General features: G+C 67.4%; 22 protein-coding genes and 1 pseudogene. 21 read left to right on the forward strand and 2 right to left on the reverse strand.

The genetic code is table 11. From position 1 onward, the window contains the following. The first annotated feature begins 108 nt into the window (after positions 1 to 108). The 20 genes and pseudogenes from ACZ6X9_RS10850 to ACZ6X9_RS10945 all read left to right on the forward strand — a co-directional run bounded on the left by ACZ6X9_RS10850 (position 109) and on the right by ACZ6X9_RS10945 (position 20209). Positions 109 to 969: an SAM-dependent methyltransferase gene (locus ACZ6X9_RS10850; RefSeq protein ID WP_469777594.1), complete on the forward strand. Its 861-nt coding sequence runs from the start codon at positions 109 to 111 to the stop codon at positions 967 to 969. Between the two features lie 317 nt (positions 970 to 1286). After that, entirely contained in the window at positions 1287 to 2729 is a 1443-nt protein-coding gene (locus ACZ6X9_RS10855) for an FAD-dependent oxidoreductase (RefSeq protein ID WP_469777595.1), read from the forward strand. 182 nt (positions 2730 to 2911) lie between these two features. Continuing rightward, positions 2912 to 4120, forward strand: coding sequence for an acyl-CoA dehydrogenase family protein (locus ACZ6X9_RS10860; protein WP_469777596.1), 1209 nt, complete (start codon positions 2912 to 2914; stop codon positions 4118 to 4120). A gap of 48 nt (positions 4121 to 4168) precedes the next feature. After that, positions 4169 to 4648, forward strand: a complete 480-nt coding sequence (locus ACZ6X9_RS10865; protein WP_469777597.1) for a PhzA/PhzB family protein — start codon at positions 4169 to 4171, stop codon at positions 4646 to 4648. 74 nt (positions 4649 to 4722) lie between these two features. After that, entirely contained in the window at positions 4723 to 5907 is a 1185-nt protein-coding gene (locus ACZ6X9_RS10870) for a 3-deoxy-7-phosphoheptulonate synthase (protein WP_469777598.1), read from the forward strand. A 43-nt stretch (positions 5908 to 5950) separates the two neighbouring features. Continuing rightward, entirely contained in the window at positions 5951 to 6574 is a 624-nt protein-coding gene (locus tag ACZ6X9_RS10875; protein WP_469777599.1) for an isochorismatase family protein, read from the forward strand. After that, positions 6571 to 8463 carry an anthranilate synthase family protein gene (locus ACZ6X9_RS10880; protein ID WP_469777600.1) on the forward strand — a complete coding sequence of 631 codons (1893 nt, stop codon included), beginning with the start codon at positions 6571 to 6573 and terminating at the stop codon, positions 8461 to 8463. Before ACZ6X9_RS10875 ends, ACZ6X9_RS10880 begins: the two co-directional genes overlap by 4 nt. Next, positions 8453 to 8836, forward strand: coding sequence for a hypothetical protein (locus ACZ6X9_RS10885; protein ID WP_469777601.1), 384 nt, complete (start codon positions 8453 to 8455; stop codon positions 8834 to 8836). Before ACZ6X9_RS10880 ends, ACZ6X9_RS10885 begins: the two co-directional genes overlap by 11 nt. Continuing rightward, entirely contained in the window at positions 8821 to 9654 is an 834-nt protein-coding gene (locus ACZ6X9_RS10890; protein WP_469777602.1) for a PhzF family phenazine biosynthesis protein, read from the forward strand. Before ACZ6X9_RS10885 ends, ACZ6X9_RS10890 begins: the two co-directional genes overlap by 16 nt. Positions 9655 to 9664: 10 nt before the next feature. Then, complete coding sequence (gene phzG / locus ACZ6X9_RS10895; protein ID WP_469777603.1) at positions 9665 to 10312, forward strand: phenazine biosynthesis FMN-dependent oxidase PhzG; 648 nt, start codon at positions 9665 to 9667, stop codon at positions 10310 to 10312. Positions 10313 to 10338: 26 nt separating this feature from the next. Further along, positions 10339 to 10866, forward strand: coding sequence for a flavin reductase family protein (locus ACZ6X9_RS10900; RefSeq protein ID WP_469777604.1), 528 nt, complete (start codon positions 10339 to 10341; stop codon positions 10864 to 10866). An 8-nt stretch (positions 10867 to 10874) separates the two neighbouring features. Further along, entirely contained in the window at positions 10875 to 11498 is a 624-nt protein-coding gene (gene wrbA / locus ACZ6X9_RS10905; RefSeq protein WP_469777605.1) for an NAD(P)H:quinone oxidoreductase, read from the forward strand. 206 nt (positions 11499 to 11704) lie between these two features. Then, entirely contained in the window at positions 11705 to 12898 is a 1194-nt protein-coding gene (metK, locus tag ACZ6X9_RS10910; RefSeq protein ID WP_469777606.1) for a methionine adenosyltransferase, read from the forward strand. Between the two features lies 1 nt (position 12899). Further along, a complete protein-coding gene (locus tag ACZ6X9_RS10915; RefSeq protein WP_469777607.1) occupies positions 12900 to 13886 on the forward strand; it encodes a carbohydrate kinase family protein in 987 nt (328 codons plus the stop codon). Between the two features lie 20 nt (positions 13887 to 13906). Next, positions 13907 to 14833, forward strand: coding sequence for a methylenetetrahydrofolate reductase [NAD(P)H] (gene metF / locus ACZ6X9_RS10920; RefSeq protein WP_469777684.1), 927 nt, complete (start codon positions 13907 to 13909; stop codon positions 14831 to 14833). Then, the gene (locus ACZ6X9_RS10925; RefSeq protein WP_469777608.1) at positions 14833 to 16134 is read left to right on the forward strand and encodes a carboxyl transferase domain-containing protein; all 1302 of its coding nucleotides are present in this window, start codon (positions 14833 to 14835) and stop codon (positions 16132 to 16134) included. Before metF ends, ACZ6X9_RS10925 begins: the two co-directional genes overlap by 1 nt. A gap of 94 nt (positions 16135 to 16228) precedes the next feature. Next, positions 16229 to 17414 (forward strand): annotated as a pseudogene (gene aroC, locus ACZ6X9_RS10930) (chorismate synthase). 259 nt (positions 17415 to 17673) lie between these two features. Then, the gene (locus ACZ6X9_RS10935; RefSeq protein ID WP_469777609.1) at positions 17674 to 18417 is read left to right on the forward strand and encodes a VOC family protein; all 744 of its coding nucleotides are present in this window, start codon (positions 17674 to 17676) and stop codon (positions 18415 to 18417) included. A 435-nt stretch (positions 18418 to 18852) separates the two neighbouring features. Further along, positions 18853 to 19530 (forward strand): magnesium transporter MgtE N-terminal domain-containing protein, encoded by a 678-nt coding sequence (locus tag ACZ6X9_RS10940; RefSeq protein WP_469777610.1) that lies wholly within the window; start codon positions 18853 to 18855, stop codon positions 19528 to 19530. Further along, entirely contained in the window at positions 19523 to 20209 is a 687-nt protein-coding gene (locus tag ACZ6X9_RS10945) for a magnesium transporter (protein WP_469777611.1), read from the forward strand. Before ACZ6X9_RS10940 ends, ACZ6X9_RS10945 begins: the two co-directional genes overlap by 8 nt. 244 nt (positions 20210 to 20453) lie before the next feature. Here ACZ6X9_RS10945 and ACZ6X9_RS10950 read toward each other — a convergent pair whose 3' ends face one another. Then, positions 20454 to 21494 carry a methyltransferase gene (locus ACZ6X9_RS10950; RefSeq protein WP_469777612.1) on the reverse strand — a complete coding sequence of 347 codons (1041 nt, stop codon included), beginning with the start codon at positions 21492 to 21494 and terminating at the stop codon, positions 20454 to 20456. 1275 nt (positions 21495 to 22769) lie between these two features. On the opposite strand from ACZ6X9_RS10950, the gene ACZ6X9_RS10955 reads away from it, so the two are divergent. Then, positions 22770 to 24185, forward strand: a complete 1416-nt coding sequence (locus tag ACZ6X9_RS10955) for a DUF317 domain-containing protein (RefSeq protein ID WP_469777613.1) — start codon at positions 22770 to 22772, stop codon at positions 24183 to 24185. Positions 24186 to 24409: 224 nt separating this feature from the next. On the opposite strand, the gene ACZ6X9_RS10960 is transcribed toward ACZ6X9_RS10955, so the two are convergent. Beyond that, positions 24410 to 25426: IS701 family transposase (locus ACZ6X9_RS10960; RefSeq protein ID WP_469777614.1), on the reverse strand; the 1017-nt coding region annotated here is incomplete at its 5' end.

The following is a 25426-nucleotide window of genomic DNA, read 5'->3' on the forward strand; positions in this document are numbered from 1 at the left end:
ACTCGTTAGGAAAACATCAAGCCATTTCGATAGATGTTTCGGGCGCCGATTCTGGCGTAGAATCGAGCCTTATTTGCGCCGAATTGAGCTCGCCTTTGGGAGGATTTTATGGTCGAGTTGAAGACGCCCTCGGTCGGTGTCGGGCAGACGGCACTCTTTGTCGCATGGATGCGACAACTGGAAAGCGACCGTCCGGACGCGCTGTTCCGGGATCCGCTCGCAGCCACGATGCTCTCGGCGCTCGCGGAGGATCCGGTACTCGCGGACGTGGCCGAGGTGATCAAGCAGACCCACAACAGCGCGCGCGGCTTCCCCACGTACTTCGCGGTGCGCACGCGGTTCTTCGACGACGAGGTGATCTCCGCGACCCAGCGCGGGATCCGCCAGGTCGTCACGCTGGCCGCGGGCGTGGACGGGCGCACCGTCAGGCTAGATCTACCGGCCGGGACGCGCTGGTTCGAGGTAGAGCTGCCGGAGATGACGGCGTTCAAGGACGCTCTGATCGAACGGTCCGGCCTGTCTCTCGCGTGCGAGCGCCACGGGGTGGCCGCTGATCTGAGGGAGGACTGGCAGTCGGCGCTGCTGGCTGCGGGTTTCGATCCGGCGCAGCCCACGGTCTGGCTGATCGAGGGCCTCTTGATGTATCTGACGGACACCGCCGGAGACGCGATCCTGGCTGGCCTCACCGAACTGTCCGCCCCTGGAAGCCAGCTCATGCTGGAGCATCTCAAGGCGGCCATGCTAGGGGAAGAGGGTCGGCCCGTGCGTGAACGGGTCGAGGAGCAGGGGGCCTCCTGGCTCTCCGCTCGCGATGACCTGAAGTCCTGGATGGGCGGCCACGGCTGGCGGCCGGAGGTGTACGCGGGCGACGATCCCCGTATCGGGTACGGGCGCGCGGTGGCGCCGCTGCCGGCGTGTTGGCTGGCCACGGGAACGCTCACTCACCCCACCGACATTTCAGCCGCCTGACGCGAAGATTCCGGCCCGGCAAGAAACAGAATTCGGAATCGGCAATTCCGGTGGCGGTGTCTCACTCTCTGCCACCGGGCGGTCCTGGTTGAATTCAGACGGGGTGGCATTCCGACATCCCGCCGGTTCGCCCAGCCTGCCACAATCGCGAGCCCGCTCTCGCTTGTGTACGCGCGGCATCCCCAAGGTTACGAGTCGGGTTTACTGGCGCGACCGGAATTTGTCTGGATTTCAGTCGGTCATCTCGATGTGCGGCAAAGAGACCGAATTGCTACGTCGCCACGCCGTATCCCCCTCAAGCGCAGCGGAGGAATCGCATGTCAGAAGACACCGCACTCCCGCACGACCCGCAGGAGCATCGGGTACGAAGGAGCAGCAGCGCCAGCGGATCCGCGTCGCGGGTGCCGGGCAGCCACTGTGTGGTGCTGGGAGCCAGCATCGGCGGGCTCTTCGCCGCGCGAGTGCTGTCCGAAGAGTTCGACCGGGTGACACTGATCGACCGGGACACGCTGCCGGAGACGGACGAGAACCGGCGTGGGGTCCCGCAGGGCCGCCACGCGCACGCGATACTGCCCGCTGGCACGAAGTGGCTCCAGGAGATGTTCCCTGGTCTGCTCGAGAAGTTCGAAGCGGACGGCGTGCCGGTGGTCCGAAAGCCCGCCGAGATGCACTTCGCGCCGGGAGGCCACCTCCTGAGCCAGGACGGCCGCCATGCGGATCCCATCCCCACCTACCAGCCAAGCCGTCCCCTGCTGGAAGGCCAAGTGCGGTCCATGCTGCGGGCGTTGAGGAACGTCGAGGTGATCGACCGCTGCGAAGCCACCGGACTCGTCAGCTCCCCGGACGGCCGACAGGTTGTCGGCGCCCGCGTCGTGCACCGCGACGGTGGCGCGGAGCAGGACATCGCCGCGGACCTCGTGGTCGACGCGACGGGCCGTGGCGGGCGTACGACGCGATGGCTCACGGACCTGGGCTACGACCAGCCACAGGAAGTCCGACTTGCGATCGACATCAAGTACGTCAGCCGGAACCTGAGGGTGACGCCGGGCGCCATGGGCCGCAGGAAGGTCGTCATCGTCGGGGCCTGCCCAGGGCGACCGACCGGCGTCAACTTCCTTCAGCATGGCGAAGACCACTGGATGCTGACACTGATCGGCTACGGAGGCCACCACCCGCCCACCGATCCGAGCGAGTTCCTGGACTTCGCCAAGCCCATCGTCCCGGTGGATGTCTTCGAGGTCCTCTGCGGCGCCGAGCCTCTCGACGACCCCGTCGCGCATCGCTACCCGGCGAGCGTGCGCCGGCGCTACGAGCGGCTGGAACGTTTCCCCGACGGGCTTCTCGTCTTCGGCGACGCGATCTGCAGCTTCAACCCGGTGTACGGGCAGGGGATGTCCACAGCGGCACTGCAGGCCGGGGCGCTGAAGGAAGTGCTCGCCCAGGGTAGGGATCAGCTGCCACGCCGCTTCTTCAAGGCGGCCGCACGGCGCATCGAGGTCGCCTGGCAGATGGCGGTCGGGAGCGATCTCTCGCTTCCTGAGGTCGCCGGCCCGCGGCCGCTTCCAGTGCGCATCAGCAACGCGTGCTTCGGCTGGCTCATGAGCGCCGCGGAACACGACTCGGCCCTGACCCAGGAGTTCGTGAAGGTCAGTTCCCTGCTCTCTCCACCCACAATTCTCCTCAACCCGGCCACGATCGGGCGGGTTGTCGTCGGAAACCTGCGCCAGCGGTGGAATACGGGGCCGAGGCGCCGAGCGTAACCCGTTTCACCACACACCGAATACCCGAAATCACGAACACGGGCCGAGAAGTCACCGTACAGATGAGGCGCGCCCATGTCGCGGAGAATTGAATTACCTGTGAAGTGAAGTATTCCCTTGACCCTGGGGTTTTCGGGGTCCTAACGTTCCAGAGGCGAGAAACCCGAAGGGATTGATTCGGAATGTCAAATCAGGTGGTTACGGTAGCCGCGCAGACTCCTGACCGCGTCGAGCTCGTGAAGCGGGCCGAGGCTTTGCGGGAACTGCTGCAGGAAGACGCCGTCGAATGCGACCGCGAGCGCCGTGTTTCTGCACGGGTCGTTGAGGCGATGACCGACTCGGGCCTGCTGCGGTTGATGACGCCGCGGCGGCACGGCGGCTACGAGACGGACATGCGCACCCTGCTCGAGGTTGCCATCGCGCTTGGCCGTGGCTGCTGCTCCGCCGCGTGGATCGCCGGTGTTCTGAACGCCGGCAACTTCGTGGCGTCCTTGTTCCCCCTGGCCGCGGTCGACGAGGTGTGGGGAGAGGACCCGGACGCCCGGTGCGCTCTGGTGCTGGGGATGCCCGCCCAGAACGTCGAGCGGGCCGACGGCGGCGTCGTCGTCAGCGGTGAGTGGGCCTACGTCTCGGGTTGCCTGCACGCTCAGTGGATCAGCGCCCTCATCGCCGTCCCCAGCGATGAGGGAGGGCCCGACATCCAGTTCGCCCTGATGCGGGCCGACGAGGTCAGCATCAAGGACACCTGGCACTTCGCCGGGATGCGCGGCACCGGCAGCAACACCGTCGTCGCCGACCGGCTCTTCGTACCAAGCCACCGGTTGGTGGCCTACGTGCCCATCCTCAACGGTGAGACCGACGGTGTGGTCGCCCCCGACTTGCCCTACCGCAACAGCCTGACCGGCCTGTTCGCCATCGGACTGACCGGCTCGCTGATCGGCGGCGCCGAGGCGACCCTCGCCTACGTCCGCGACAAGGGCCCCACCCGCCCGGTCGCGGGCTCCACCTACCGTGACCAGACGCAGTCGCCCACCTTCCAGCTCGACCTCGCCGACGCCACCTCGAAGATCGACATGGCCAAGCTGGTCGCCACCCGCATCGCCGACACCGTCGATCAGTACGCCCGGGCCGGCACCAACACGGACCTAACCGTACGGGCCCGCAACCGGCTGGAGTCAACCCAAGTCGGTCGCCTGTGCCGGGAAGCCGTCGACACCCTGATGACCGCTCACGGCTCCTCCGCCTTCAACGAGGCCAATCCGCTCCAGCGGCTCTGGCGCGACATCAACGTCGGCAGCCGCCACGCCGGCTTCGGTATGGGCATCCCGGAGCAGGTCTACGGCCGCGCCCTCGTCGGCCAGGACCCCCGCGACATCAGCTTCATGGTCTGACCCCAGACGCGAATCCGCCCCCCCTTCCCCCCTCAGCAGAGGACAGTCATGGCAGAGCCCCGAATACCCACCGACGAGACCGATCTGCGCGCCCACAACCGCGCCATCGTCGAGCAGTACATGAACACCCGTGGCGAAGACCGGCTCCGTCGGCACCTTCTCTTCACCGAGGACGGTATCGGTGGACTGTGGACCACGGAGACCGGCGAACCGCTCGTGATCCGAGGCCGCGACAGGCTGGGGGAACACGCCGTCTGGTCGCTGAAGTGCTTCCCCGACTGGGCGTGGATCAACATCGAGGTCTTCGACACCCAGGACCCCAACCGCTTCTGGGTCGAATGCGACGGCGAGGGAAAGATCCGGTACCCGGGGTATCCCGAAGGCGACTACCGCAATCATTTCCTTCACTCCTTCCTGTTCGAGAACGGGAAGATAAAGCAGCAGCGCGAGTTCATGAACCCGTGCCAGCAGTTCCGCTCCCTGGGAATCGACGTCCCGCACGTCAACCGTGAGGGAATCCCCACCTGAAAAGTTGTCCGCACGTATGCGAGACCCATCACGATCAGGCCGTAAATCCTTTCTGCCTCACGGGGGGCACAGTCGTGGGACATGCAGTAACTGAAATTCAGAGGGCCAAAGCCCTGCAGCAACCCGAATGGAACGATCCTTCACAGGTCCAGCGTGTGAGGGAAATTCTCAGCTCCCGCCCGCCCTTGGTCCGTGTGGACGACGTACACACGCTCAGGTCGCTGCTCGCGTCCGTCGCGGCGGGTGACGCACACGTGGTGCAGGCGGGAGACTGCGCGGAGGACCCGGAGGAGTGCACCGCCGAGCACGTCCGGCGAAAGTCCGCCGTGCTCGACCTCCTGGCCACCACGCTGAAGATGGTCACGGGTAAGCCCGTGCTCCGCGTCGGGCGCATCGCGGGACAGTTCGCCAAGCCGCGCTCGAACTCCTTCGAGCAGATCGGCGATCAGGTCCTGCCGGTGTACCGCGGGCACATGGTCAACAGTCCGGAACCCGACCTGGAGAGCAGGCAACCGGACCCCCTGCGCATTCTCACCGGGTACATGTCGGCGGGCGACATCGTGGAGCACCTGGGATGGCGCGCGCCGGCTCTCCGCGCATGGCCGAGCATCGAGCCCCTGGTGTGGACAAGCCACGAGGCGCTCCTCCTGGACTACGAAGTCCCGATGATCCGTGAGGTCGGCGACGGCAGGCGCTGGCTCGGGTCCACGCACTGGCCGTGGATCGGGGAACGGACCAGGCAGCTGGACGGCGCCCATGTCAAGTTGCTCGCCGACGTGGTCAACCCCGTGGCCTGCAAGGTCGGCCCGACGATGACCACCGAAGAGATCACGCCCCTGTGCGAGCGTCTCGACCCGCTCCGGGAACCGGGCCGCCTCACCCTGATCGCACGCATGGGCGCCGACGCCGTCGGCGAGCGCCTGCCGGCCCTGGTGGCGGCGGTCCGTTCCACGGGCCATCCCGTGATCTGGCTGTGCGACCCCATGCACGGCAACACCGTCACCGGCCGGGGTGGCAGGAAGACCCGCCTGTTGACCACCCTGGCCCGCGAGGTCGTCGAGTTCCGACGCGCGGTGGCAGCAGCCGGCGGAGTGGCCGGCGGACTCCACCTGGAGACCACGCCGGACGATGTGACCGAGTGCGTCGCCGATGCCGCCGCACTCGGTTCGGCCAGCGGTCGGCACACCACCTTCTGCGACCCCCGCCTCAACTCCCGGCAGGCCGTCTCCCTGGTCACGGCCTGGTCCGACGCTCTGTGAACACCACCGTCGTTCGGCCACATCGACCGAAAGGAGCCCTTTGATGGCCGGCTTGCCCCCTATCGCGTCGTACCCCCTGCCCGCCGCTGAGAGCCTGCCCGAGAATGTGACACGATGGACGCCGCGCCCGGAGCGTGCCGTCCTCCTCGTACACGACATGCAGCGCTATTTCCTTAACGCCTTGCCGGACCCCCTGCGTTCCGAACTCGTTCACAACGCCGCCACGCTGCGCAAGCGCTGCACCGCGGCCGGAGTGCCGGTGGCTTACACCGCGCAGCCCGGCCGGATGACCGACGAGCAGCGAGGACTGCTGAAGGACTTCTGGGGCCCGGGGATGCGCACCGACCCGGCCGACCGGGAAGTGACGCCGGAGCTGGCCCCAACCGAGGGCGACTGGACGTTCACGAAATGGCGGTACAGCGCGTTCTTCCGCTCGGACCTGTTGGAGCGCATGAAGACCGCAGGCCGCGACCAGCTCATCCTGTGCGGCGTCTACGCGCACGTCGGCGTCCTGGCAACAGCGCTGGAGGCTTTCACCAACGACATCCAGCCGTTCCTGGCCGCCGACGCGCTCGGCGACTTCTCCGAGAACCACCACCGCCTCGCACTGAGCTACGCGGCGCAGCGTTGCGCGATGGTCGTCCCGTCCGCAGAGGTGTTCGCATGAGTGGCAGAGAACGCGGCAGTGTGCTCGACAGCGTGCTGAACCTGGAGGCGGCCGCCTTCGCTCTGCTGCACAGGCCGGAGCACGGACTCCCGGACGCCGTAGACGTCCTGGTCGGCGACATCACTCTGCCCGAGACGCTGGCGGACATCCCCTTCACCGACACGGAGGCCGACCCGTCACGGGGAGAGCACGATGTCCTCGTCGTGGTGCCGTACCGACAGATCACCGAGCGGGGCTTCACGGCGTCCGACGACGGTTCACCCATCATCGCTCTGTCAATCACGGACCAGGCCAGGGTGCCCGCGCCCGAACTCCTCGTGCGGCTCCCGGAGACTCCGACACACGTGACGGCCCATGGCTTCGACGCGGACGACGATCGGTACGCCGAGACCGTGCGACGTGTGGTCACGGACGAGATCGGCACGGGCGAAGGCGCCAACTTCGTCATCAAGCGCTCCTTCGTGGCCGACATCAGCGACTACTCGCTCCACAGCGCACTGGCCTTCTTCCGCCGTCTGCTTGAGCGGGAGCAGGGAGCGTACTGGACCTTCCTCATCCACACGGGACAGCGCACCTTCGTCGGCGCCACGCCCGAGCGCCACATCTCCGTGAGCGGCGGGACCGCCGTGATGAACCCCATCAGCGGTACCTACCGATACCCGCCCGCCGGCCCCACGCTGCAAGGCGTCACCGAGTTCCTCGCGGACCGCAAGGAGACAGACGAGCTGTACATGGTCGTCGACGAGGAACTGAAGATGATGGCCCGCATCTGCCAGAGCGGCGGCCGGGTCCTGGGCCCGTACCTCAAGGAGATGGCCCGGCTGGCCCACACCGAGTACTTCATCGAGGGGCACACCGACCGTGACGTGCGCGAGATCCTGCGCGAGACGATGTTCGCCCCCACCGTCACGGGCAGTCCGTTGGAGAGCGCGGCACGCGTCATCCAGAAGTACGAACCCGAAGGCCGCGGCTACTACAGCGGCGTGGCCGCGCTGATCGGCCGGGACGTCAACGGCGAGCGCTCACTCGACTCGGCCATCCTCATCCGTACCGCAGACATCGACACACACGGCCGCGTACGCATCGGTGTGGGCGCCACGCTGGTGCGGCACTCCGATCCGGTCTCGGAAGTCGAGGAAACACGCGCCAAGGCATCCGGGCTACTCGCCGCTTTGGAGGCTGGACACGCTCGCCGCCTGGGAGCGCACCCGGATGTCCGCGCCGCCCTCAGCCGTCGCAACACCGACATCGCCCAGTTCTGGCTGCAGGACTCCGCCAGTCGCCGACGCTCTGCCACCGGGCTGGAGGGACTGAAAGCGCTGGTCATCGATGCGGAGGACACCTTCACTGCAATGATTGGGCATCAGCTCCGCGCGCAAGGCGTGAAGGTAACGGTCTGCCGATTCGACGAGCCGTACGGGTTCGACGGCTACGACCTCGTGGTGATGGGCCCCGGCCCCGGCGATCCACGAGTCGCCGACGACCCCAAGATCCGTCATCTCCGTTCGGCGACCGACAGCCTCCTGGCGCAGCGTCGGCCCTTCATCGCCGTGTGCCTGAGCCACCAGGTGCTCAGCCTGACTCTCGGTCTCGGCCTCGTCCGCAGGGACGTCCCCAACCAGGGAGTGCAGCGGGAGATCGAACTGTTCGGCTCCCGCGAGCGCGTGGGCTTCTACAACACCTTCGCCGCTCGCAGCGCCGAGGACAAGCTGGACATCGAGGGGATCGGGCTGGTGGAAGTGAGCCGTGACCCGGGAACCGGCCATGTGCACGCCCTCCGCGGCCCCGGGTTCGCCTCGATGCAGTTCCACGCCGAATCGGTCCTGACCATCGACGGACCGCGCATCGTCGGGCAGACGATCCGGGAGGTACTCGACCGTGCGGGTTGATATCGCCTGGTGGGAACTCGACGGGTCCCCGCAGACCATCGACTCCCTGCGCGAACACCTGCGGGACGGCGCCGTCGACGTCTGGCGCGACGTCCCGGGCCTGCGGCTGAAGTTCTGGATGGCCGACCGGCAGCACAACCGCTGGGGCGCGGTCATGCTCTGGGAGGCGGACCGTCCTGCCTCCCTCCCGCCGAACCGTGCCGGGGAACTGATCGGCCGTCCGCCGGACCACCGGAGCAGATTCGACATCGAAGCCACGGTCGAGGGCGCGCACGCCCTCCACGAGCTGCAGGGCCTTGGGCCCGTGTTCGCATCAGCGGCGCCATCAACCACATCCGCCCAAGGGGGAGCAGCACCGTGCACGAATACATAGTCGTGGACGCTTTCGCGCGCCGTCCTCTCGAAGGCAATCCCGTTGCCGTCTTCTTCGACGCATGTGACCTGACCGCCGAGTCGATGCAGCGCATCGCCCGGGAGATGAACCTCTCCGAGGTCACCTTCGTCCTGCCGCCGGAGCAGGGCGGTGACGCGCGGATCCGCATCTTCACTCCGGTCAACGAGCTGCCGTTCGCGGGGCACCCCATGCTCGGCACTGCGGTGGCCCTGAGCCACACTCTCAAGGAGGAGCGGCTCCATCTGGAGACCGCTATGGGGATCATCCCGTTCCAGATCCACGAGGACGAGGGCATCCCGACGGTGTGGATGGAGCAGCCGATCCCCACCTGGGAACCGTACGAGCACACCACGGAATTCCTGGAGGCACTCGGCGTCCCGAAGTCAACGGCGCCGGTCGAGATCTACCGCAACGGCCCCCGGCACGTCTTCGTGGGGCTCGAGAGCATCGCAGCCCTGTCGGCCCTCACACCGGACCACCGGGCCCTGAGCCGGTTCCCGGACATGGCGGCCAACTGCTTCGCCGGCGACGGCACCCAGTGGCGGGCACGCATGTTCTCGCCCGCCTATGGGGTGGTCGAGGACGCGGCGACCGGCTCGGCCGCCGGCCCCCTCGCCATCCACCTGGCCCGGCACGGACTCAGCACGTACGGCGAAGGGCTCCAGATCCTCCAGGGGGTCGAGATGGGCCGATCCTCACTCATGCTGGCGACCGCGCAAGGCACAGGCGAGCAGGTCCGGAGCGTGCAGGTCGGCGGGCACGGAGCCATCGCGGCCCGCGGCACCATCTACGTCTAGCGAGGTCCACGTGAACACCAGTCAGTTCGAAAGCCTCACCGGTGCGGTCGACCTCGAATTCCCCGAGTACGACAAGCCACCGTCCGACCCCATGCCGCTCATCCACCAGTGGATCAGCGAGGCGACCGTGCGGGGTGTGCGGGAACCCCGCGCGCTCGCCCTGGCCACCGCCGACAGCCGGGGACGAGCCTCCAACCGCATCGTCGCCATCATTGATGTCGGTGACAGCGGCCTGGTCTTCGCCAGCCACAGCACCAGCCAGAAGGGCGTCGAGCTGGCCGCCACCGGATGGGCCTCCGGCCTGCTCTACTGGCGGGAGACCGGGCAGCAGCTCATCCTCTCCGGCCCGGTCTCACAGCTCAGCGACGCCGAGTCCGACGCCCTCTGGTTCGGCAGGCCGATCCCCATGCACTCCATGTCCACGGTCTCCCGGCAGAGCGAGCCGTTCGATGACGAGGCCGCCGTATCGGCACTGCGCACCGAAGCGGCCCGTCTGGGAGCTCCCGGCATCCCCCTGCCCCGCCCCGCCCACTTCGTCGGATACCAACTGGTCCCGGCCGCAGTGGAGTTCTGGTCCGCAGACTCCGAGCGACTGCACCGCAGACTGCGCTACGACCGCCAGGATCACGGATGGCGTGCGAGCCGGCTTCAGCCCTGACTCACGACGAACCCGGAGGTGACACGATGGAACGCACAGCCCTGACGCACGCGATGGCCAGGGTTCCCGGACCGGTGACCGTGGTGACCACAATCGACGGCACGGGAAAACGCTGGGGATTCACCGCCAACTCGTTCAGTTCCGTCTCCTTGGACCCACCCCTCGTCCTGGTCTGCCTGAACAGGACCGCCAGCACACACGAGGCGTTCACGTCCACCGACCGCTTCCTGATCAACGTCCTCGCACACGGCCAGGACGCGGTCGCGCGACGCTTCGCCCAGTCTGGGGTCGACCGGTTCGCCGCGGGCGACATGGAAGTCTGTGAACTGGGACTGCCCGGTTCACCCAGCGCCTGTGCTCGGGTCGCCTGCACGATGCACGCCGTTGTCGACGCCGGCGATCACAGCATCCTCATCGGCCGCGTCGTGGACACCTACGCGGACGACCGGACACCGCTCGTGTACTACAACCGGGCGTTCTTCCACCTCGCCAGCGGCGTCCTCGAGACACGCGACGAGGAGCCGGTGAAGGTCCTCCACCTGGCGGACTGGTGAGCGTCATCGTGAAGAACACCGTGAAGGTCGCTGTCGTCTACTACTCCGCCACCGGCCATGTCGCCGACATCGCCCGAGAGATCGCTGAGACCGCCGAGAAGGCGGGCGCCGACGTCCGGCTGCGCAAGGTCCAAGAACTGGCCCCGCGGGACACCGTCGAATCCCAGCCGGCCTGGGCCGCCAACGCCGCGGCAACCGCCGAGATCCCCGTGGCCGACGTCGAGGACGTCCTGTGGGCAGATGCCGTCCTCATGGGGTCACCGACACGGTTCGGCAACGTCTCCGCCCAGCTCAAACAGTTCATGGACACCCTGGGCGGTGCGTGGCGCAGGGGCGAACTGGCCGACAAGGTCTACAGCGGCTTCACATCCACCGGCAGCCCGCACGGAGGCAACGAGTCCACCCTGCTAGCGCTGATGCACTCCTTCCATCACTTCGGCGGGATCGTCGTGGCACCGGGGTTCACCCACCCGGACAAGTTCGTCGACGGCAACCCCTACGGAACGGCGCATCACGACATGGGCAGCACCGCACCGGTCGGCGACATCACCCGCAACGCGGCCCGCGTCCAGGCCGAACGCGTGGTGAAACTCGCCCGAGCCGTCGCCGCCGCGTCCGACGGAAGCCGATAACGGTCTCCGCCCCTGTGCGGGACGCGGAGGGCAGCCCCTTGATGCCGCTGCCCGCCGGCGGACCCGGGCCATAGGCCCATGTCGGCCCCGTCCGCGTTCCTTCCGGCCGGAGAGCTTCTACATCCCCCGAGGAGCTCTCCGGCCCGGCACCCCGATCCAACATCGATCAACCAACAGTCAGCAGCCGCTGCGACCACAGGAGAGCCATGTCTCGCCGCCTGTTCACATCCGAGTCCGTGACCGAGGGCCACCCCGACAAGATCGCAGACCGCATCAGCGACACGGTCCTCGACGCCCTCCTCAAGGAGGACCCGCAGGCGCGGGTCGCCGTGGAGACCCTGATCACCACCGGCCAGGTCCACGTCGCCGGGGAGGTGACCACCGCGTCGTACGCGGACATCGCCGGTCTCGTTCGCGAGGTGGTGCTCGACATCGGCTACGACGCGTCGAAGAAGGGCTTCGACGGGCATTCGTGCGGGATCTCCGTATCGATCGGCGCCCAGTCCCCGGACATCGCGCTGGGCGTGGATCCCGCCGGTGAGGACGGTGACGCGCTGGAGACGCAAGGAGCGGGCGACCAGGGGTTGATGTTCGGGTACGCCTGCGACGAGACACCGGAACTGATGCCCCTGCCCATCCAGTTGGCGCACCGGCTCTCGTACCGGCTCTCCCAGGTCCGCAAGGACGGCGTCGCACCGTATCTGCGCCCGGACGGCAAGACGCAGGTCACCATCGAGTACCTGGGAAGCCGTGCGGCCCGTCTGGACACCGTGGTCGTCTCCGCGCAGCACGCCGCCGATGTCGATCTGGACGCGCTGCTGGCCCCCGACATCCGCACGCATGTCGTCGAGCACGAACTCGCCCGGCTGGCGGACGACGGAATCAAGCTGGACACTGACGGGTACCGGCTGCTCGTCAATCCCACCGGTCGCTTCGAGATCGGCGGCCCCATGGGCGACGCCGGCCTGACCGGACGCAAGATCATCATTGACACCTACGGCGGCATGGCCCGCCACGGCGGCGGCGCCTTCTCCGGCAAGGACCCGTCCAAGGTCGACCGCTCCGCCGCGTACGCGATGCGCTGGGTCGCCAAGAACGTCGTCGCCGCGGGCCTCGCCCGCCGCTGCGAGGTCCAGGTTGCCTACGCCATTGGCAAGGCCGACCCGGTCGGCCTGTTCGTCGAGACCTTCGGCACCGCCACCGTCCCGCAGGCCGCCATCGAGCGGGCCATCTCGGAGGTTTTCGACCTGCGCCCGGCGGCCATCATCCGCGACCTCGACCTGCTCCGCCCGATCTACGCGCAGACCGCCGCCTACGGCCACTTCGGCCGCGAACTACCGAACTTCACCTGGGAACGGGCCGACCGCGTGGACGCTCTGCGCCGTGCGGCGGGGTGCTGACATGAGGATCGCCGTCACCGGCTCCATCGCCACCGATCACCTCATGACGTTCCCCGGCAGGATCACCGACCAACTGCTGGCCGACCGACTGGACCACGTTTCGCTCTCGTTCCTGGTCGACACGCTGGAGATCCGGGACGGAGGGGTGGCCGCCAACATCGCCTACGGACTGGCCGTCCTGGGGCACCGCCCTCTTCTGGTGGGAGCGGTGGGTGCTGACTTCACTTCGTACGGCCGGCGGCTGGCCGACCAGGGCGTGGACATCTCGGTCGTCCACCATTCCCTCACCCGTCATACCGCCCGTTTTCTGTGCACCACCGACCAGGACGACAACCAGATCGCCTCCTTCTACGCGGGCGCGATGGCCGAAGCCTCCGCCATCGACCTGTCCGACGTCGCCCGTGACCACGGCGGTCTCGACCTCGTCCACATCGGCGCTGACGAACCCGCCGCGATGCTCCGTCATACCCGCACATGCCGTTCTCTCGGTCTTCGCTTCATCGCCGACCCGTCCCAACAGCTCGCCCGGCTCGACGGCGAGCAGATCCGCGAACTGGTCTACGGCGCCGACCACTTGTTCACCAACGAATATGAACACGGACTACTGCTCGCCAAGACGGGCTGGACGCAGACCGACGTTCTGCGGCGGGTCGGCACGTGGGTGACCACCCTCGGCGAGAAGGGCAGCCGGGTCGAACGCAACGATGAGCCCCCGCTCGGCATCCCCGCCGCCCCTGCAGCGACAGTCGTCGATCCGACCGGTGTCGGCGACGCCTTCCGGGCCGGTTACCTGGCCTCGCTCAGTGCTGGTGAGAACGCCGCGGCCTGTGCACAGGTGGGATCCGCCCTGGCGGCACTCGCCCTGTCCTGTGTGGGCACCCAGAACTACGCCGCCACCCCTGCCACCCTGCGCCCTCTGCTGGCCACGGCGTACGAGACCGATGTCCGCTCCGTGACCGGAATGCCGCCGGGAGGTGACCGATCATGACCGCGCCTGCCCTCGCCCCCATGCCTGTCACGACGGTCCGGCCCAGTCCTGCCGAGCTGATCGAGTCCGGCCACCGGTCGTACTCCTTCGAGTTCTTCCCGCCCAAGTCCGTCAAAGGGGAACGGTCTCTGTGGAGTGCGCTGCGCCGCGTCGAAGCCCTCAACCCGGCCTTCGTCTCGGTGACGTACGGGGCGGGCGGCTCGTCCAGAGAGCGAACCGCGGCCCTCACCGAACGAATCGCGGAAGACACGACCCTGCGCCCGGTGGCGCATCTCACGGCGGTCGGCCACTCCAAGGCCGAACTGCGCACGATCATCGGCCGCTACGCCGATGCCGGCATCCGTGATGTGCTCGCCCTGCGGGGAGACCCACCCGGAGATCCGAACGGGCCGTGGACTCCCCATCCGAACGGACTGAACCACGCTTCCGAACTCGTGCAACTCGTCCGCGACTGCGGCAACTTCAGCATCGGCGTGGCCGCCTTCCCTGAGCGGCATCCGCGCTCGCCCGACTGGGACAGCGACCTTCGCCATTTCGTGGCCAAATGCCGGGCAGGCGCAGACTATGCCATCACTCAGATGTTCTTCCGGGCCGAGGACTATCTGAGACTGCGCGACCGGCTCACGGCCGCCGGCTGCGGCACGCCCGTCATCCCCGAGATCATGCCTGCGACCCGCTACGACCAGATCAGTCGATTCACCCGCCTCAGCAACGCCACCTTCCCCGACGACCTCGCGATGCGTCTGCGGACCGCGCAGTACGATCCCCATGAATCGCACCGCATCGGCGTGGACCACGCAACTGAACTAGCCCAGCGTCTCCTCGACGAGGGGGCCCCGGGCCTGCACTACATCACGCTCAACAGTTCGTCCGCCGCCGTGGACATCCACCGAGGGCTGCGTCTGCCCACCCCGCCCGGTCATCGGCAGCCAGAGGAGACGCCGTGATGACGACCGTCACAACCGGCCCTTCGGAAGGAGGGAACAGGCTCACACCTCGCGAACGTATCGAACTGCTCCTCGACACCGAATCGTTCAACGAGCTGGGAGCATCGAGCCGTACCGGCGCGTCGGGTCTCGCGCCAGATGAGAGTCCGTATACGGGTGAAGTCATCACCGGCTGGGGCGAGGTGGAAGGTCGGCGCATCTTCTTGTACGCACATGAGTTTCCCGACAGCGGCGGTGTCCTGGGCGAGGCCCATCTCGTGAAGATGAAGCAGATCATGGACGTGGCCCTGGCGTCCGGAGGCCCTCTGGTATCACTGAACGACGGTGTGGGAGGCCGTGTCCAGGAGGCCGTTCTGCCCTCCGCATACGGAGGCATCTTCCGGCGCGTTGCCCAGGCATCGGGGATCATCCCGCAGATCAGCGTCCTGTTCGGCCCCTGCGCCGGCGGCGCAGGCACGGCGTCGGCCATGGCGGATTTCACCCTGCGGGTCCGCGCTGCGTCCGAAGCGGAGTCCGAGCCGTCGATTCGAGCCGACTTCTCGTATGACGACGAGAAAACTTGCATCACCGGAGTGCGCCACCTCTTGTCGATGCTTCCCCTGAACCATCGTGAAGGCCCGGTCGTCCTTCCGTGCTTCGACGTCCCGACGGCTTCCGAGTCGATGCGGAAACTCGCCTCGGCGGAGGGAGCGGACACGTACGACATGGACGCCATCATCAGTGAACTCGCTGACGACAGTGGCTATTTGGCCATCCGAACGCGGTCGCGACACAAGGTCATCTGCGCACTCGCGCGCCTGGACGGCCACGTCGTTGGGTTGGTGGTCAATCAGCCCCGGCTCCTTCAGGACCCTCTCAACACCGAGGTCTGTGGCGCGGCGACGAGGTTCGTACGGTTCTGCGACGCCTTCGACGTACCCGTTGTCACCTTGGTCGACAGGCCCGGCGAAGTTGTCGGCGCCTCGCTGCCGCCTGGCGATCTCCGGCATGCCGCCGAGCTGCTGTTCGCCTACTGCAACGCGACCATGCCCCGAATCTCCCTCGTTATGCGCCGAGCTTCTGCTGACGCATCGCCTCCATTCATCGACGATCGTTCCGTCGGCGCCGACTTCGTCTACGCATGGTCCGCCAACCAACAAGGTCTCGTCGACGACATCATCGATCCCGCCGACACTCGCGATGTACTCATCCGTTCTTTGACGGTGCTCCGTGAGAAGAACGCCAGCTCGCGGTACCGAGAAGCGGACTCACTCGCCGCCGTAGCGCAGAGAGCGCATGTCGCGAGACTGACCTGCTTCTGACAGGGCTTCTCCGCGCGTCGGTGCCTGACGGCATCTGCCGCTCTGTCGTATGAACTAACCGATTTTTAAAGGAATTACTCATGGAGGGTGCCCGTTGAGCAAGTTGCGCTGGCTGACCGCGGGGGAGTCGCACGGACCCGCACTCGTGGCGACGCTGGAGGGGCTACCCGCCGGCGTTCCGGCCACCACGGAGATGGTGGCGGACCACCTGGCTCGGCGGCGTCAGGGCTACGGCCGCGGGGCGCGGATGAAGTTCGAGCGGGACGAGGTCACGTTCCTGGGTGGTGTCCGGCACGGGGCTGACGCTGGGTTCTCCAGTCGCGGTCATGGTGGGCAACACTGAGTGGCCCAGGTGGGAGCAGGTCATGGCCACCGACCCGGTCGCCCCGGAGATCCTCAAGGACCTCGCCCGCAATGCCCCGTTGACCCGGCCGAGGCCCGGTCACGCCGACCTCGCGGGGATGCAGAAGTACGGCTTCGACGAGGCACGGCCGGTCCTGGAGCGCGCTTCGGCGCGCGAGACTGCGGCCCGGGTCGCGCTGGGCGCCATCGCCCGCTCGTACCTCAAGGAGACGGCCGGGATCGAGATCGTCAGCCATGTCGTCGAGCTGTGCTCCGTGAAGGCCCCGCAGGGCGTGTACCCGACCCCCGCCGACGTGGAGCAGCTGGACGCCGATCCGCTGCGCTGCCTGGACGCGCACACGTCGAAGGCGATGGTGGCCGAGGTCGACCAGGCGCACAAGGACGGCGACACCCTCGGCGGTGTAGCCGAGGTGCTGGCCTACGGGGTGCCGGTGGGGCTCGGCTCGCACGTGCACTGGGACCGCAAGCTGGACGCCCGCCTCGCCGGTGCCCTCATGGGCATCCAGGCCATCAAGGGCGTCGAGATCGGTGATGGCTTCGAGACGGCCCGGGTGCCGGGTTCGAAGGCACACGACGAGATCGTGAACACGTTGGAGGGGATCCGCCGTGTCTCGGGGCGTGCGGGAGGCATCGAGGGCGGCCTGTCCACCGGGGAGCTGCTGCGCGTGCGGACCGCGATGAAGCCGATCGCGACCGTGCCGCGCGCCCTGAAGACCGTAGACGTCGCCACAGGCGAGGCCGCGCAGGCCCACCATCAGCGCTCCGATGTCTCCGCGGTCCCGGCGGCGGGCATCGTCGCCGAGGCCATGGTGGCGCTCGTCCTCGCGGACGCGGTCGCGGAGAAGTTCGGCGGCGACAGCCTGGCCGAGACCCACCGCAACGCGCAGTCCTACCTCGACAACCTCCACATCCGGTGACCGGGCCACAGGTCGCCCTGGTCGGCCCGATGGGCGTCGGCAAGTCGCCGGTGGGCGCCATGGAGACTTTGGACGCGACTCACGCGCCCTATGAATGAGCGAAGTTGCCAAGGCCAGCCCGCCCAATGGAAGGAATCTACGAATTGCGGGCGCTCACTGGAGCGCCGCTGCAGTAGGGCGTCACGCTGATCGAGCTGAGCCTCGAGCAGGGCCGGCCCACCGCGATAATGAACGATCGCTGCAGTATGAGGAGAGAACCATGAAGATCACTCGACACCTTCCGGGTGCACCGTGCTGGGCGGATCTCGACACTCCCGATGTTGCCTCCGCGCGCACCTTCTACAGCTCCCTCTTCGGATGGGAGTCCTTTGAACTCCCGGGCGGCTACGTGAACTTCACGCTGCGCGAAGAGAAGATCGTCGGTGCGATTAAGCTCAAGGAGAGCGAGGAGCACTCGGCCGGGTGGAGCGTCTACTTCATGACGGGCGATCTGACCGAGACGACGAGGACGGTGGAGGCGACCGGAGGCAGCGTGGTCAGCCCTCCGAGGAAGGTGTCGGTCGCAGGCAGCGCCGCCGTCTACAAGGCCCCCGACGGGGCGATCTTCGGCGCTTGGGAGCCGGACAAGCACCCTGGGTCCGGCCTGGTCCGCGAATCCGGCACGCCGTCCTGGTTCGGGCTGAGCACCCCGGACATCGGTGGCTCCGGGGCGTTCTATGCCCAGGTCTTCGGCTGGACCATCGTGCCCTCGGCATCAGGCGACATCGTTCGCGTCACAGCAGCCGGTGACGCGGCGGAGTTCGGCGGCTTCGTGACCGGGCCCGTGAACGCGACGGCCTGGACCCTCCACTTCGGCGTCGAGGACGCCGACGCAGCGTCGGCGAAGGCCGTTTCGCTGGGCGGCGCGGTCATCTCCGCGCCCACCGACGTGCCCGGCGTGGGCCGTGTCGCCGTACTGAAGGACCCCTCCGACGTGACCTTCGCACTGGTCAATCGAGCCTGATATCGACCGAATGGCTCCGGTGGTTCGGTTCAAGGTGGAGCCTTCCGCCGGGGCCTGCCGCTCTCGCCGCGTGGACCTATCCTTCAGCCGCCGGGCTAAGCGTGGAAGAAACCCCACGAAATGGCGGCACAGCTGGCTCCCGTCTTCAGGTCGCGGGACGATCTGATCTGTCGACACAGCCCCGCCCAGGGGATCGTCGACAGCTCTCCGGCATCACAGCGCTGTCATGGCACACGGACGTGCCCACACGAGGAGGAGAGGGGAGGTGGTTCGCCATGCGGAGCGAACCCCCCAGTCGAACCTCGCGTACCGGTGCCCTCCAGCTGACCCTGCTGTGAGTCAGGGCTGCTGATCCACTCAGGAGCCGGCGGCGTCGGTACGCGCCCTCGCGTAGTAGAGGATCCCGTCCCACCGCTTGCCGAGGTGACTCCTCCCATGACGCATACTCAGCTGCCCGACGGCCAGATGCCCACCGAACTCCAGGACGCGCTGGAACGTCACGACCTGCGTGACGCACAATTCCTGCTCGGCCAACGCCCACCCCACGTCATCGCCGACGAGCTGGCCCGTATGGACACAGTCGACGCGGTCGTCGCGTTCCGGCTGCTGGACAAGGACGAAGCCATCAAGGTCTTCGAGGAGTTGGAACCCGTCGACCAGCAGGCCATCCTGATGGGACTGCGAGACGTGGCCTTCCGCGAACTGGTGGAAGAGCTTGAGCCCGACGACCGCGTGCGCATGCTCCGTGAGGCCCCGGCCAAGGTGGTCCAGAGGGTCCTGGCGGGACTCAGCCCGCATGAGCGCCAGGTGACCGCTGCCCTTCTGGGATACCCGGAAGGCTCTGTGGGGCGTTACATGACGCCCGAGGTGGTCGTCCTGGACCAGCGGTTGACCGTGCGACAGGCGCTGGAAGACGTCCGCGCCAAGGGAGCGGATGCCGAGACCATCTACACACTGCCCGTGGTGGACGCAGGGCGCCGCCTGACCGGCGTCGTCGAGCTGCGTGAGCTCGTGCTCAGCCCGCCCGGGCGCAACGTTCTTGACCTTGTCGTCCCTGACGTCCCCCGCGCACGCCGCGGACTCCGCGGAGAACGCGGCACGTCTGATGCGTGAGACGAACACCTTGGACCTGCCGGTCGTCGACAGTGAGGACAGACTCGTCGGGCTGCTCACCATCGACGACGCGGTCGAGGTGATCGAGGAGGCGGACACAGAGGACGTCGCACGGCAGTCAGGATCGGCGCCATGGAGCGGCCACTACATGGCGGCGACCGTGTGGCAGCTGGCACGCTACAGGGTCGTATGGCTCCTGCTCCTGCTGCTGGCCGCGACGCTCACCGTGACGGTGACGCAGGCATTCGAGAGCACCCTCGAAAGGGTCACCCAACTCGCCATGTTCATTCCGATGTTGATCGGCACAGGCGGAAACGCCGGGGCACAGGCAGCGACCACCGCCGTGCGCGCGCTCGCCGTGAGTGAGGTACGCGGTTCCGACCTGCCTGCGATCATCTGGCGGGAGTGTCGGGTAGGGGTGGTACTCGGAACGATGCTGGCAGCCCTCGGGATGGCGCTCGGCACGGTGTTCGTGGGCGCGCACATTGCTCTTGTGGTCGGCATCGCACTGGTGATCATCTGCGGATGGGCTGCGACAGTCGGCGGAGCCATGCCCCTCCTGGCCAAACGTCTCCACATTGATCCCGCTGTGGTCTCGGCTCCCATGGTCACGACGCTGGTGGACGCCACAGGACTGGTGATCTACTTCCTCACCGCCCGGGCGGTTCTGGGAATCTGAGCATGCGCTCGCGTGTGCCGGCGGAGGATCACGCGGTGCTCGTCATCACCCGCGAGGATGAGCCTGACGAGCGGCGAAACTGCAGAAGCTGGGCCTCCTGGAGCTCGAGTGATCCTGCAAACTCCCGAGCTACAAGAGGCCCAGCCTCATGGATCAACCCCCGCTATGCCACCCGAGCCAGAACCCGCAGGCAAGCGTGTCGGCCTGATGACCCCTCAGCCAAGCCCTCTCGACCTCGCCTGCCTCAGTCGGCCACGGCCACGATGACACTCGAAGGTGCCGAAAGGGCCACCGTTTCCGAGTGGCGCAGCCCGGCCGCCTGGAACAGGCTGACGAACTCGGCCTCCGTGCGTTCCCGTCCCGGGGTGAGCGCCATCATCACGATGTCCAGGAACTTGCCGGGGTGCGGGACGTCGCCCTCCGGGATCACGGGATCGAGGATGACGATCCGGCCGGCCGGATCCATGACCTCGCGGATGTTCTTCAGCACAGTGATCGCTTCTGCGTCGCTCAGCTGGTGTATCACGTGGGAGATCACGTAGGCGTCGGCGCCGACGGGCGCAGAGGTCAGATAGTCCCCGCTGACCGTCTCGCTGCGGTCGATGACACCGGCTTCGGTGAGTACATCCTTGGCTCCCGGAACGACCTTGGGCAGGTCGAACACCACACCCCGCATTTCCGGATAGCGCTGAAGGATTCGGGCCACCAGATATCCATGGCCGCCACCAATGTCCACAATCTGCCGAATCCCGGACAGGTCGTAAGCCTCGACCGCGACGCTCTGGAGATGACTGACGATCTCGCCCATCGCGTTGTTGAATATCTGTCCCAGCTCGGGACGAGCGGTCAGATACGAGAACAGGTCGGTACCGTGCACGTGCTCGAAGGCACACTCCCCGGTCCGGATGCTGTGCCCGAGCGCGGCGTACGCCTGCTGCAGTGCCGGCTGCCCCTCGTACCGGAAGTGATCCCGCAGGGAACCCGGCACGTCCGAGCGCAGCGTCTCAGCCATAGTGTTGAGCGCAAAGGTGCTCGGCGTGACTTCGGTGAACACTCCGCGGCTGGCGATGGCTCGCATCGCCCGGTACAGCGTGTTGGGATGCGCTTCAACGCGCTTGGCGATCTCGTCCACCGGAAGCGGACCCTCGGTGAGTTGATCGGCCACGCCCAACTCGGCCACGGCGTACAGCAGATGCGCCAACCTCAGGCCATTCTGGAAGTCCAGCATGCGACCCTTTGCGGCATCCATGCTCAGGTCGTTGTTGGCGGCAATATCGGCGGTCACCCTCGATCACTTCCATTCGTGTTCGTCGCGGTCGTCGTACCTGCCCGGCGCTCCCCGTGCCCTCCTGAATGGCGAGCGAACTGAGACGGAGGAACGAGTCTCCGTTCGACGTGCATTCGTCAGCTACGTGCGGGCGCCTGCGGGTCGAGCGGTGAACTGATGCGATTCTGTGGGTCTATCCGGCCGCATCGGTAGCGCGCGCCGAGGAACCTTCAATTTTGTTCCAGGCAGCAGGGAGTCATTGAAGGATGCGTCCATAATGGAGGGTGTGGGCCATGCCTTTCGTCGGCCCGTTCCGGCTTGCCGCAGCACGTACGAACGCTTGCCCGCACGGTCGCGAGGCATCCTCGTTCTCGCTCTTGCGTATCTGCCGGTCGATAGCCGCGCAAGATCAACTTCGCGGCTTGATGCGCCTGGAGCGGTCTGGACCATGCTCATGAAGGGGCGTCAACGATCAACGGTGTTCCTGCCAACTTCTCCTGGCCAAACGGTCCACTCGGCACGGACGCAGCGTCCGAAGTCGCCGACGGACTCCCCACTCTCGGCAAGCACAGCCGATCGGAGGGACGAACTGCGCCAGCGCTCCGGGCACTCCGAGAGTTCCAATATCCGACGCTACCGTCAACCGTCGAGGTCGGCCTGGACCATCACCAGATCCACCGCCGGCTCCGCCGGGTTCGTCCCGGTCACGCGCCCCTACGGCTCGAAACCGTCGCGCTGGTCGACGTCGTCGCCAACGGCGCCGAGTAGACCCTCACTTGGGAAACCCTGGCGACGATCCCGCTCGTCGGCGCCTCGGCGCAGTCCGGGCCGTCCCTCTAGGGCCTGATGGGCCAAGATCGTGAGACAGAATGGCGGGCCATCCGATTGAGACATCGCGGGAACATGCAGGTCGACACGACGGAACGGGACATTCCAATTGCGTACCTACACTTCGGTGTGGTCGGCTTCGTCAAGGATCCGGTCAGTCCACACCTTCTGGGCGCCTCCGGCACGCTGGAAGTAGCGGATCACGCACCTGTGAGTCGGCGGGGCGTCGGCGTGCAGCGACGGCCGCGACGCCCCCCTGAAACCTTGCGCAGCCCCTGCGCGATTAGCGTCAGATCTCGTCGACCGGATCCCAGATGTAGGGAAGCGATCGGTCTGCCTCCCAGAGGTCCCGGCGAAGCTCTCGCAGTACCTCGATTCGTCGGCCTGCCCGCTTCCTCCTCGCAGCGCGTCACCCGATGACCCCACCGCCCGGCCGGCCGGCCGGGCCTCGCGAATCGAGCACCCATGCCAGACCCCACCCTCGAGGCCCACGTCCGGCTCGGGCGGCACCCCGAACACCCCGCCGCAGTGACCGCCACCATCACCGGGATCGACACGTACGCGGCCCGGGCCCTGCTCAGCGTCCACGGCTTTCGCCCCACCAGCGACCAGGCGATGATCTTGGCCCGCATCGGCCACGAGGAGCCTCACTACGCCGACCGGGCCGCCCACGCTCTGCGGGAAGCAGGCGTCACGGTCGAGGTCACGCCCCGCCTGCAGGAGGACATCGACACCGAGTGGACCTGGACCGACTACCCCATGCACTGGCTGAACCGGGAGGAGATCCGCGAAGTCTCCGACGCGGCCCAGGAGATCCACGACGACATCGTCTCCGACCGCCTCATCATCCACGCCCACGCCCACGACGGCTGGACCCACGTCGCGGTCGGCACCTACCGAGGCGGTGACAGCATCCACCTCCACGGCGAAGCCCACCTGCGGCAGGTCGCCCTCACCTACGACACCCCCACCGAAGCCATCGCGGAGTTCCAGCGGCTGTACGGCGACGCCGTCCGCCCCGGCCACGCACCCGCCACCGACACCGAGCTCCGCGCTGCCAGGGCCCTGGCCACCACCACGATGACACCCCCGTCATCCCTGCCCGAGGCGACATCCGAGCCCGAACGGCCGGCGCCGGAGAGAGTCCCGGTGTACGCCGCCGAAGCCGGCGACCACGAAGCCCTCCTGCGCGACTTCCTCGCCTCGCGCGCCGACTGGGAGAAGGTCAGGACCTGGGACGAGAACACCACCGTCGCCAGCCACAAATCCCTGACTCTGCGCGCCCTCTTCGACCACGACGCTGACGGCCGCGACATCAAGAGGACCTTCGCCGCCTACGAAACACCCGTCAGCGACCTCTTGGGGCACGGCACGGCCACAGCCCCAACCGCGGCCCAAATCGTCGGCACCCTGCTGAACAGCATCGCCACCGAGGACGCCTGGGGCCGCGGGCCGTCCACCAGCAGCACCGAGACCGCCATCGCCAAGGCGACCCGGCCACTCACCGACGCGGGCTGGAAGCACACCATCGACGGCCGCTACGTCACCTGGCAGGCCCCGGCACTCACGCCGCCGGCGTACAGTTCGACGCCTTCGCCGCCCAGAAGACCAACGGCTCCCTCCCCACCTGGACCATCTGGGGCGGCCACGCAGCCCACCAGCCGCACTGGGCACTCCACCTGTCGCGAAGGCCCCCGCAGCCCTCCTGGTGGACCTCACCTTCGAAATGGCCCACGGACAGGAACTCCCGGCCTCCCTCCCGGTCAACACGCCCTGCCCTGTCCGCCGCAGCTCCCCTTCCCCCATCCATCCCTTCGCCGAGCAACGCCGTACGCGCCCGCTGACGAACGGGGCGGAAGGCAGAGCCAGCTCATCTGGTAGATCATTACAGCGGCGACTTCCCGGATTTACACCTCGTCCTTTCTGGATCACCGGTTGCCCTAGTACTCCAGTTGCAGTTCGCTATCGCCGCTGGTCAGGGGCCTGTTTTTGAGTGTAGTCGGCTGACTGGCCGTCATGTCGCGGAAGTTCGTGACCGGCGGTGCGGCGTTTGTAGTGGCAGCGCATGGCGGTGGCCTGATGGCGTCGGCGCCAGCAGGACCACCTCAGTGCCCGATCGACATGGCGACGTTGGTGGTGGGCTGTCCGAGAGAGGCCAACTGCCATGAGCCGCCTGATTTCCGCCAGGCTGAGCGGGGCGAGGGGTGATCCGTTTCTGCGGCCCCCCTTTCGCTTCTGGCCTGGGCAGTCATGGCGGCCAGGAAAGCGTGGGCGAGCATCACCAGGGTGATGTGCCGGTACCAGGCGGGGTAGCGGCGGACTTCGTACTGGTCCAGGCCGCACTCGTTCTTCGCGCTCTGGAAGCACGACTCGATGGCCCAGCGGCTGCCGGCAACCTTGACCAGCTGGTCAACAGTAGTGCCGGTGGGAGCGTGGGCCAGGTAGTAGGCGATCTCGTCGGGCCGGGAGATGCTGCGGCGGGCCATCACCCACCGGCGGTGGGAGGGCTCACCGCCGTCGAAGAACGGGACGGCGGGCAGCTGGGCGGCCGCCCAGTCGTAGACGCGTGGGCCCTTGGCGCCGTCACCGCACGAGAGCCGTTCCCAGGCGTCGTCCGGGGCATCGCCGATGAGATGGTCGATGCGCCAGCACCCGGCGAGGGACTTGACCTGCTGTGACTTCGGGACGGCGACGACATATCCGAGGCCGGCTTCCTCGATCATGCGGCGGAAGTGCCAGTCCTGGCCGTAGAGCGCGTCCGCGGTCACCCAGGAGACGGGCAGCGGCGAGGACAGGGCCCGGGTCACCAGGACGCGAGCCAGCTCGGTCTTGGTCGCGAAACCACGGCCGTCGGGCACCTTCGCAGCCCGGCACCGTTCCCGGTCCGACGTCCAGGACTTGGGAAGGTAGAGCTCCCGGTCCACCAGGGTCCGGCCCTTCGACGAGGTGTAGGCGGCAAACACCGCGACCTGGCAATTTTCGGTACGGCCCGCTATGCCCGAGTACTGCCTCTGTACCCCTGCCGAGGTGTCGCCCTTCTTGAGGAAACCCGTCTCGTCGATGACAAGGACGCCGCCGTCCTCACCGAGCCGCTCGGCGACGTACGCCTGAACGTCGTCGCG

The organism is Streptomyces sp. NPDC052910, assembly GCF_055585605.1.

What these genes read in the sequence shown, in the direction of transcription:
- ACZ6X9_RS10915 (WP_469777607.1), top strand. Translation starts at nt 12,900, where the DNA reads ATGAGGATCGCCGTCACCGGCTCCATCGCCACCGATCACCTCATGACG.
- ACZ6X9_RS10855 (WP_469777595.1), top strand. Translation starts at nt 1,287, where the DNA reads ATGTCAGAAGACACCGCACTCCCGCACGACCCGCAGGAGCATCGGGTA.
- ACZ6X9_RS10880 (WP_469777600.1), top strand. Translation starts at nt 6,571, where the DNA reads ATGAGTGGCAGAGAACGCGGCAGTGTGCTCGACAGCGTGCTGAACCTG.
- ACZ6X9_RS10940 (WP_469777610.1), top strand. Translation starts at nt 18,853, where the DNA reads ATGACGCATACTCAGCTGCCCGACGGCCAGATGCCCACCGAACTCCAG.
- ACZ6X9_RS10935 (WP_469777609.1), top strand. Translation starts at nt 17,674, where the DNA reads ATGAAGATCACTCGACACCTTCCGGGTGCACCGTGCTGGGCGGATCTC.
- ACZ6X9_RS10875 (WP_469777599.1), top strand. Translation starts at nt 5,951, where the DNA reads ATGGCCGGCTTGCCCCCTATCGCGTCGTACCCCCTGCCCGCCGCTGAG.
- ACZ6X9_RS10900 (WP_469777604.1), top strand. Translation starts at nt 10,339, where the DNA reads ATGGAACGCACAGCCCTGACGCACGCGATGGCCAGGGTTCCCGGACCG.
- ACZ6X9_RS10850 (WP_469777594.1), top strand. Translation starts at nt 109, where the DNA reads ATGGTCGAGTTGAAGACGCCCTCGGTCGGTGTCGGGCAGACGGCACTC.
- ACZ6X9_RS10955 (WP_469777613.1), top strand. Translation starts at nt 22,770, where the DNA reads ATGCCAGACCCCACCCTCGAGGCCCACGTCCGGCTCGGGCGGCACCCC.
- ACZ6X9_RS10925 (WP_469777608.1), top strand. Translation starts at nt 14,833, where the DNA reads ATGACGACCGTCACAACCGGCCCTTCGGAAGGAGGGAACAGGCTCACA.
- metK (WP_469777606.1), top strand. Translation starts at nt 11,705, where the DNA reads ATGTCTCGCCGCCTGTTCACATCCGAGTCCGTGACCGAGGGCCACCCC.
- metF (WP_469777684.1), top strand. Translation starts at nt 13,907, where the DNA reads ATGCCTGTCACGACGGTCCGGCCCAGTCCTGCCGAGCTGATCGAGTCC.
- ACZ6X9_RS10865 (WP_469777597.1), top strand. Translation starts at nt 4,169, where the DNA reads ATGGCAGAGCCCCGAATACCCACCGACGAGACCGATCTGCGCGCCCAC.
- ACZ6X9_RS10860 (WP_469777596.1), top strand. Translation starts at nt 2,912, where the DNA reads ATGTCAAATCAGGTGGTTACGGTAGCCGCGCAGACTCCTGACCGCGTC.
- ACZ6X9_RS10945 (WP_469777611.1), top strand. Translation starts at nt 19,523, where the DNA reads ATGCGTGAGACGAACACCTTGGACCTGCCGGTCGTCGACAGTGAGGAC.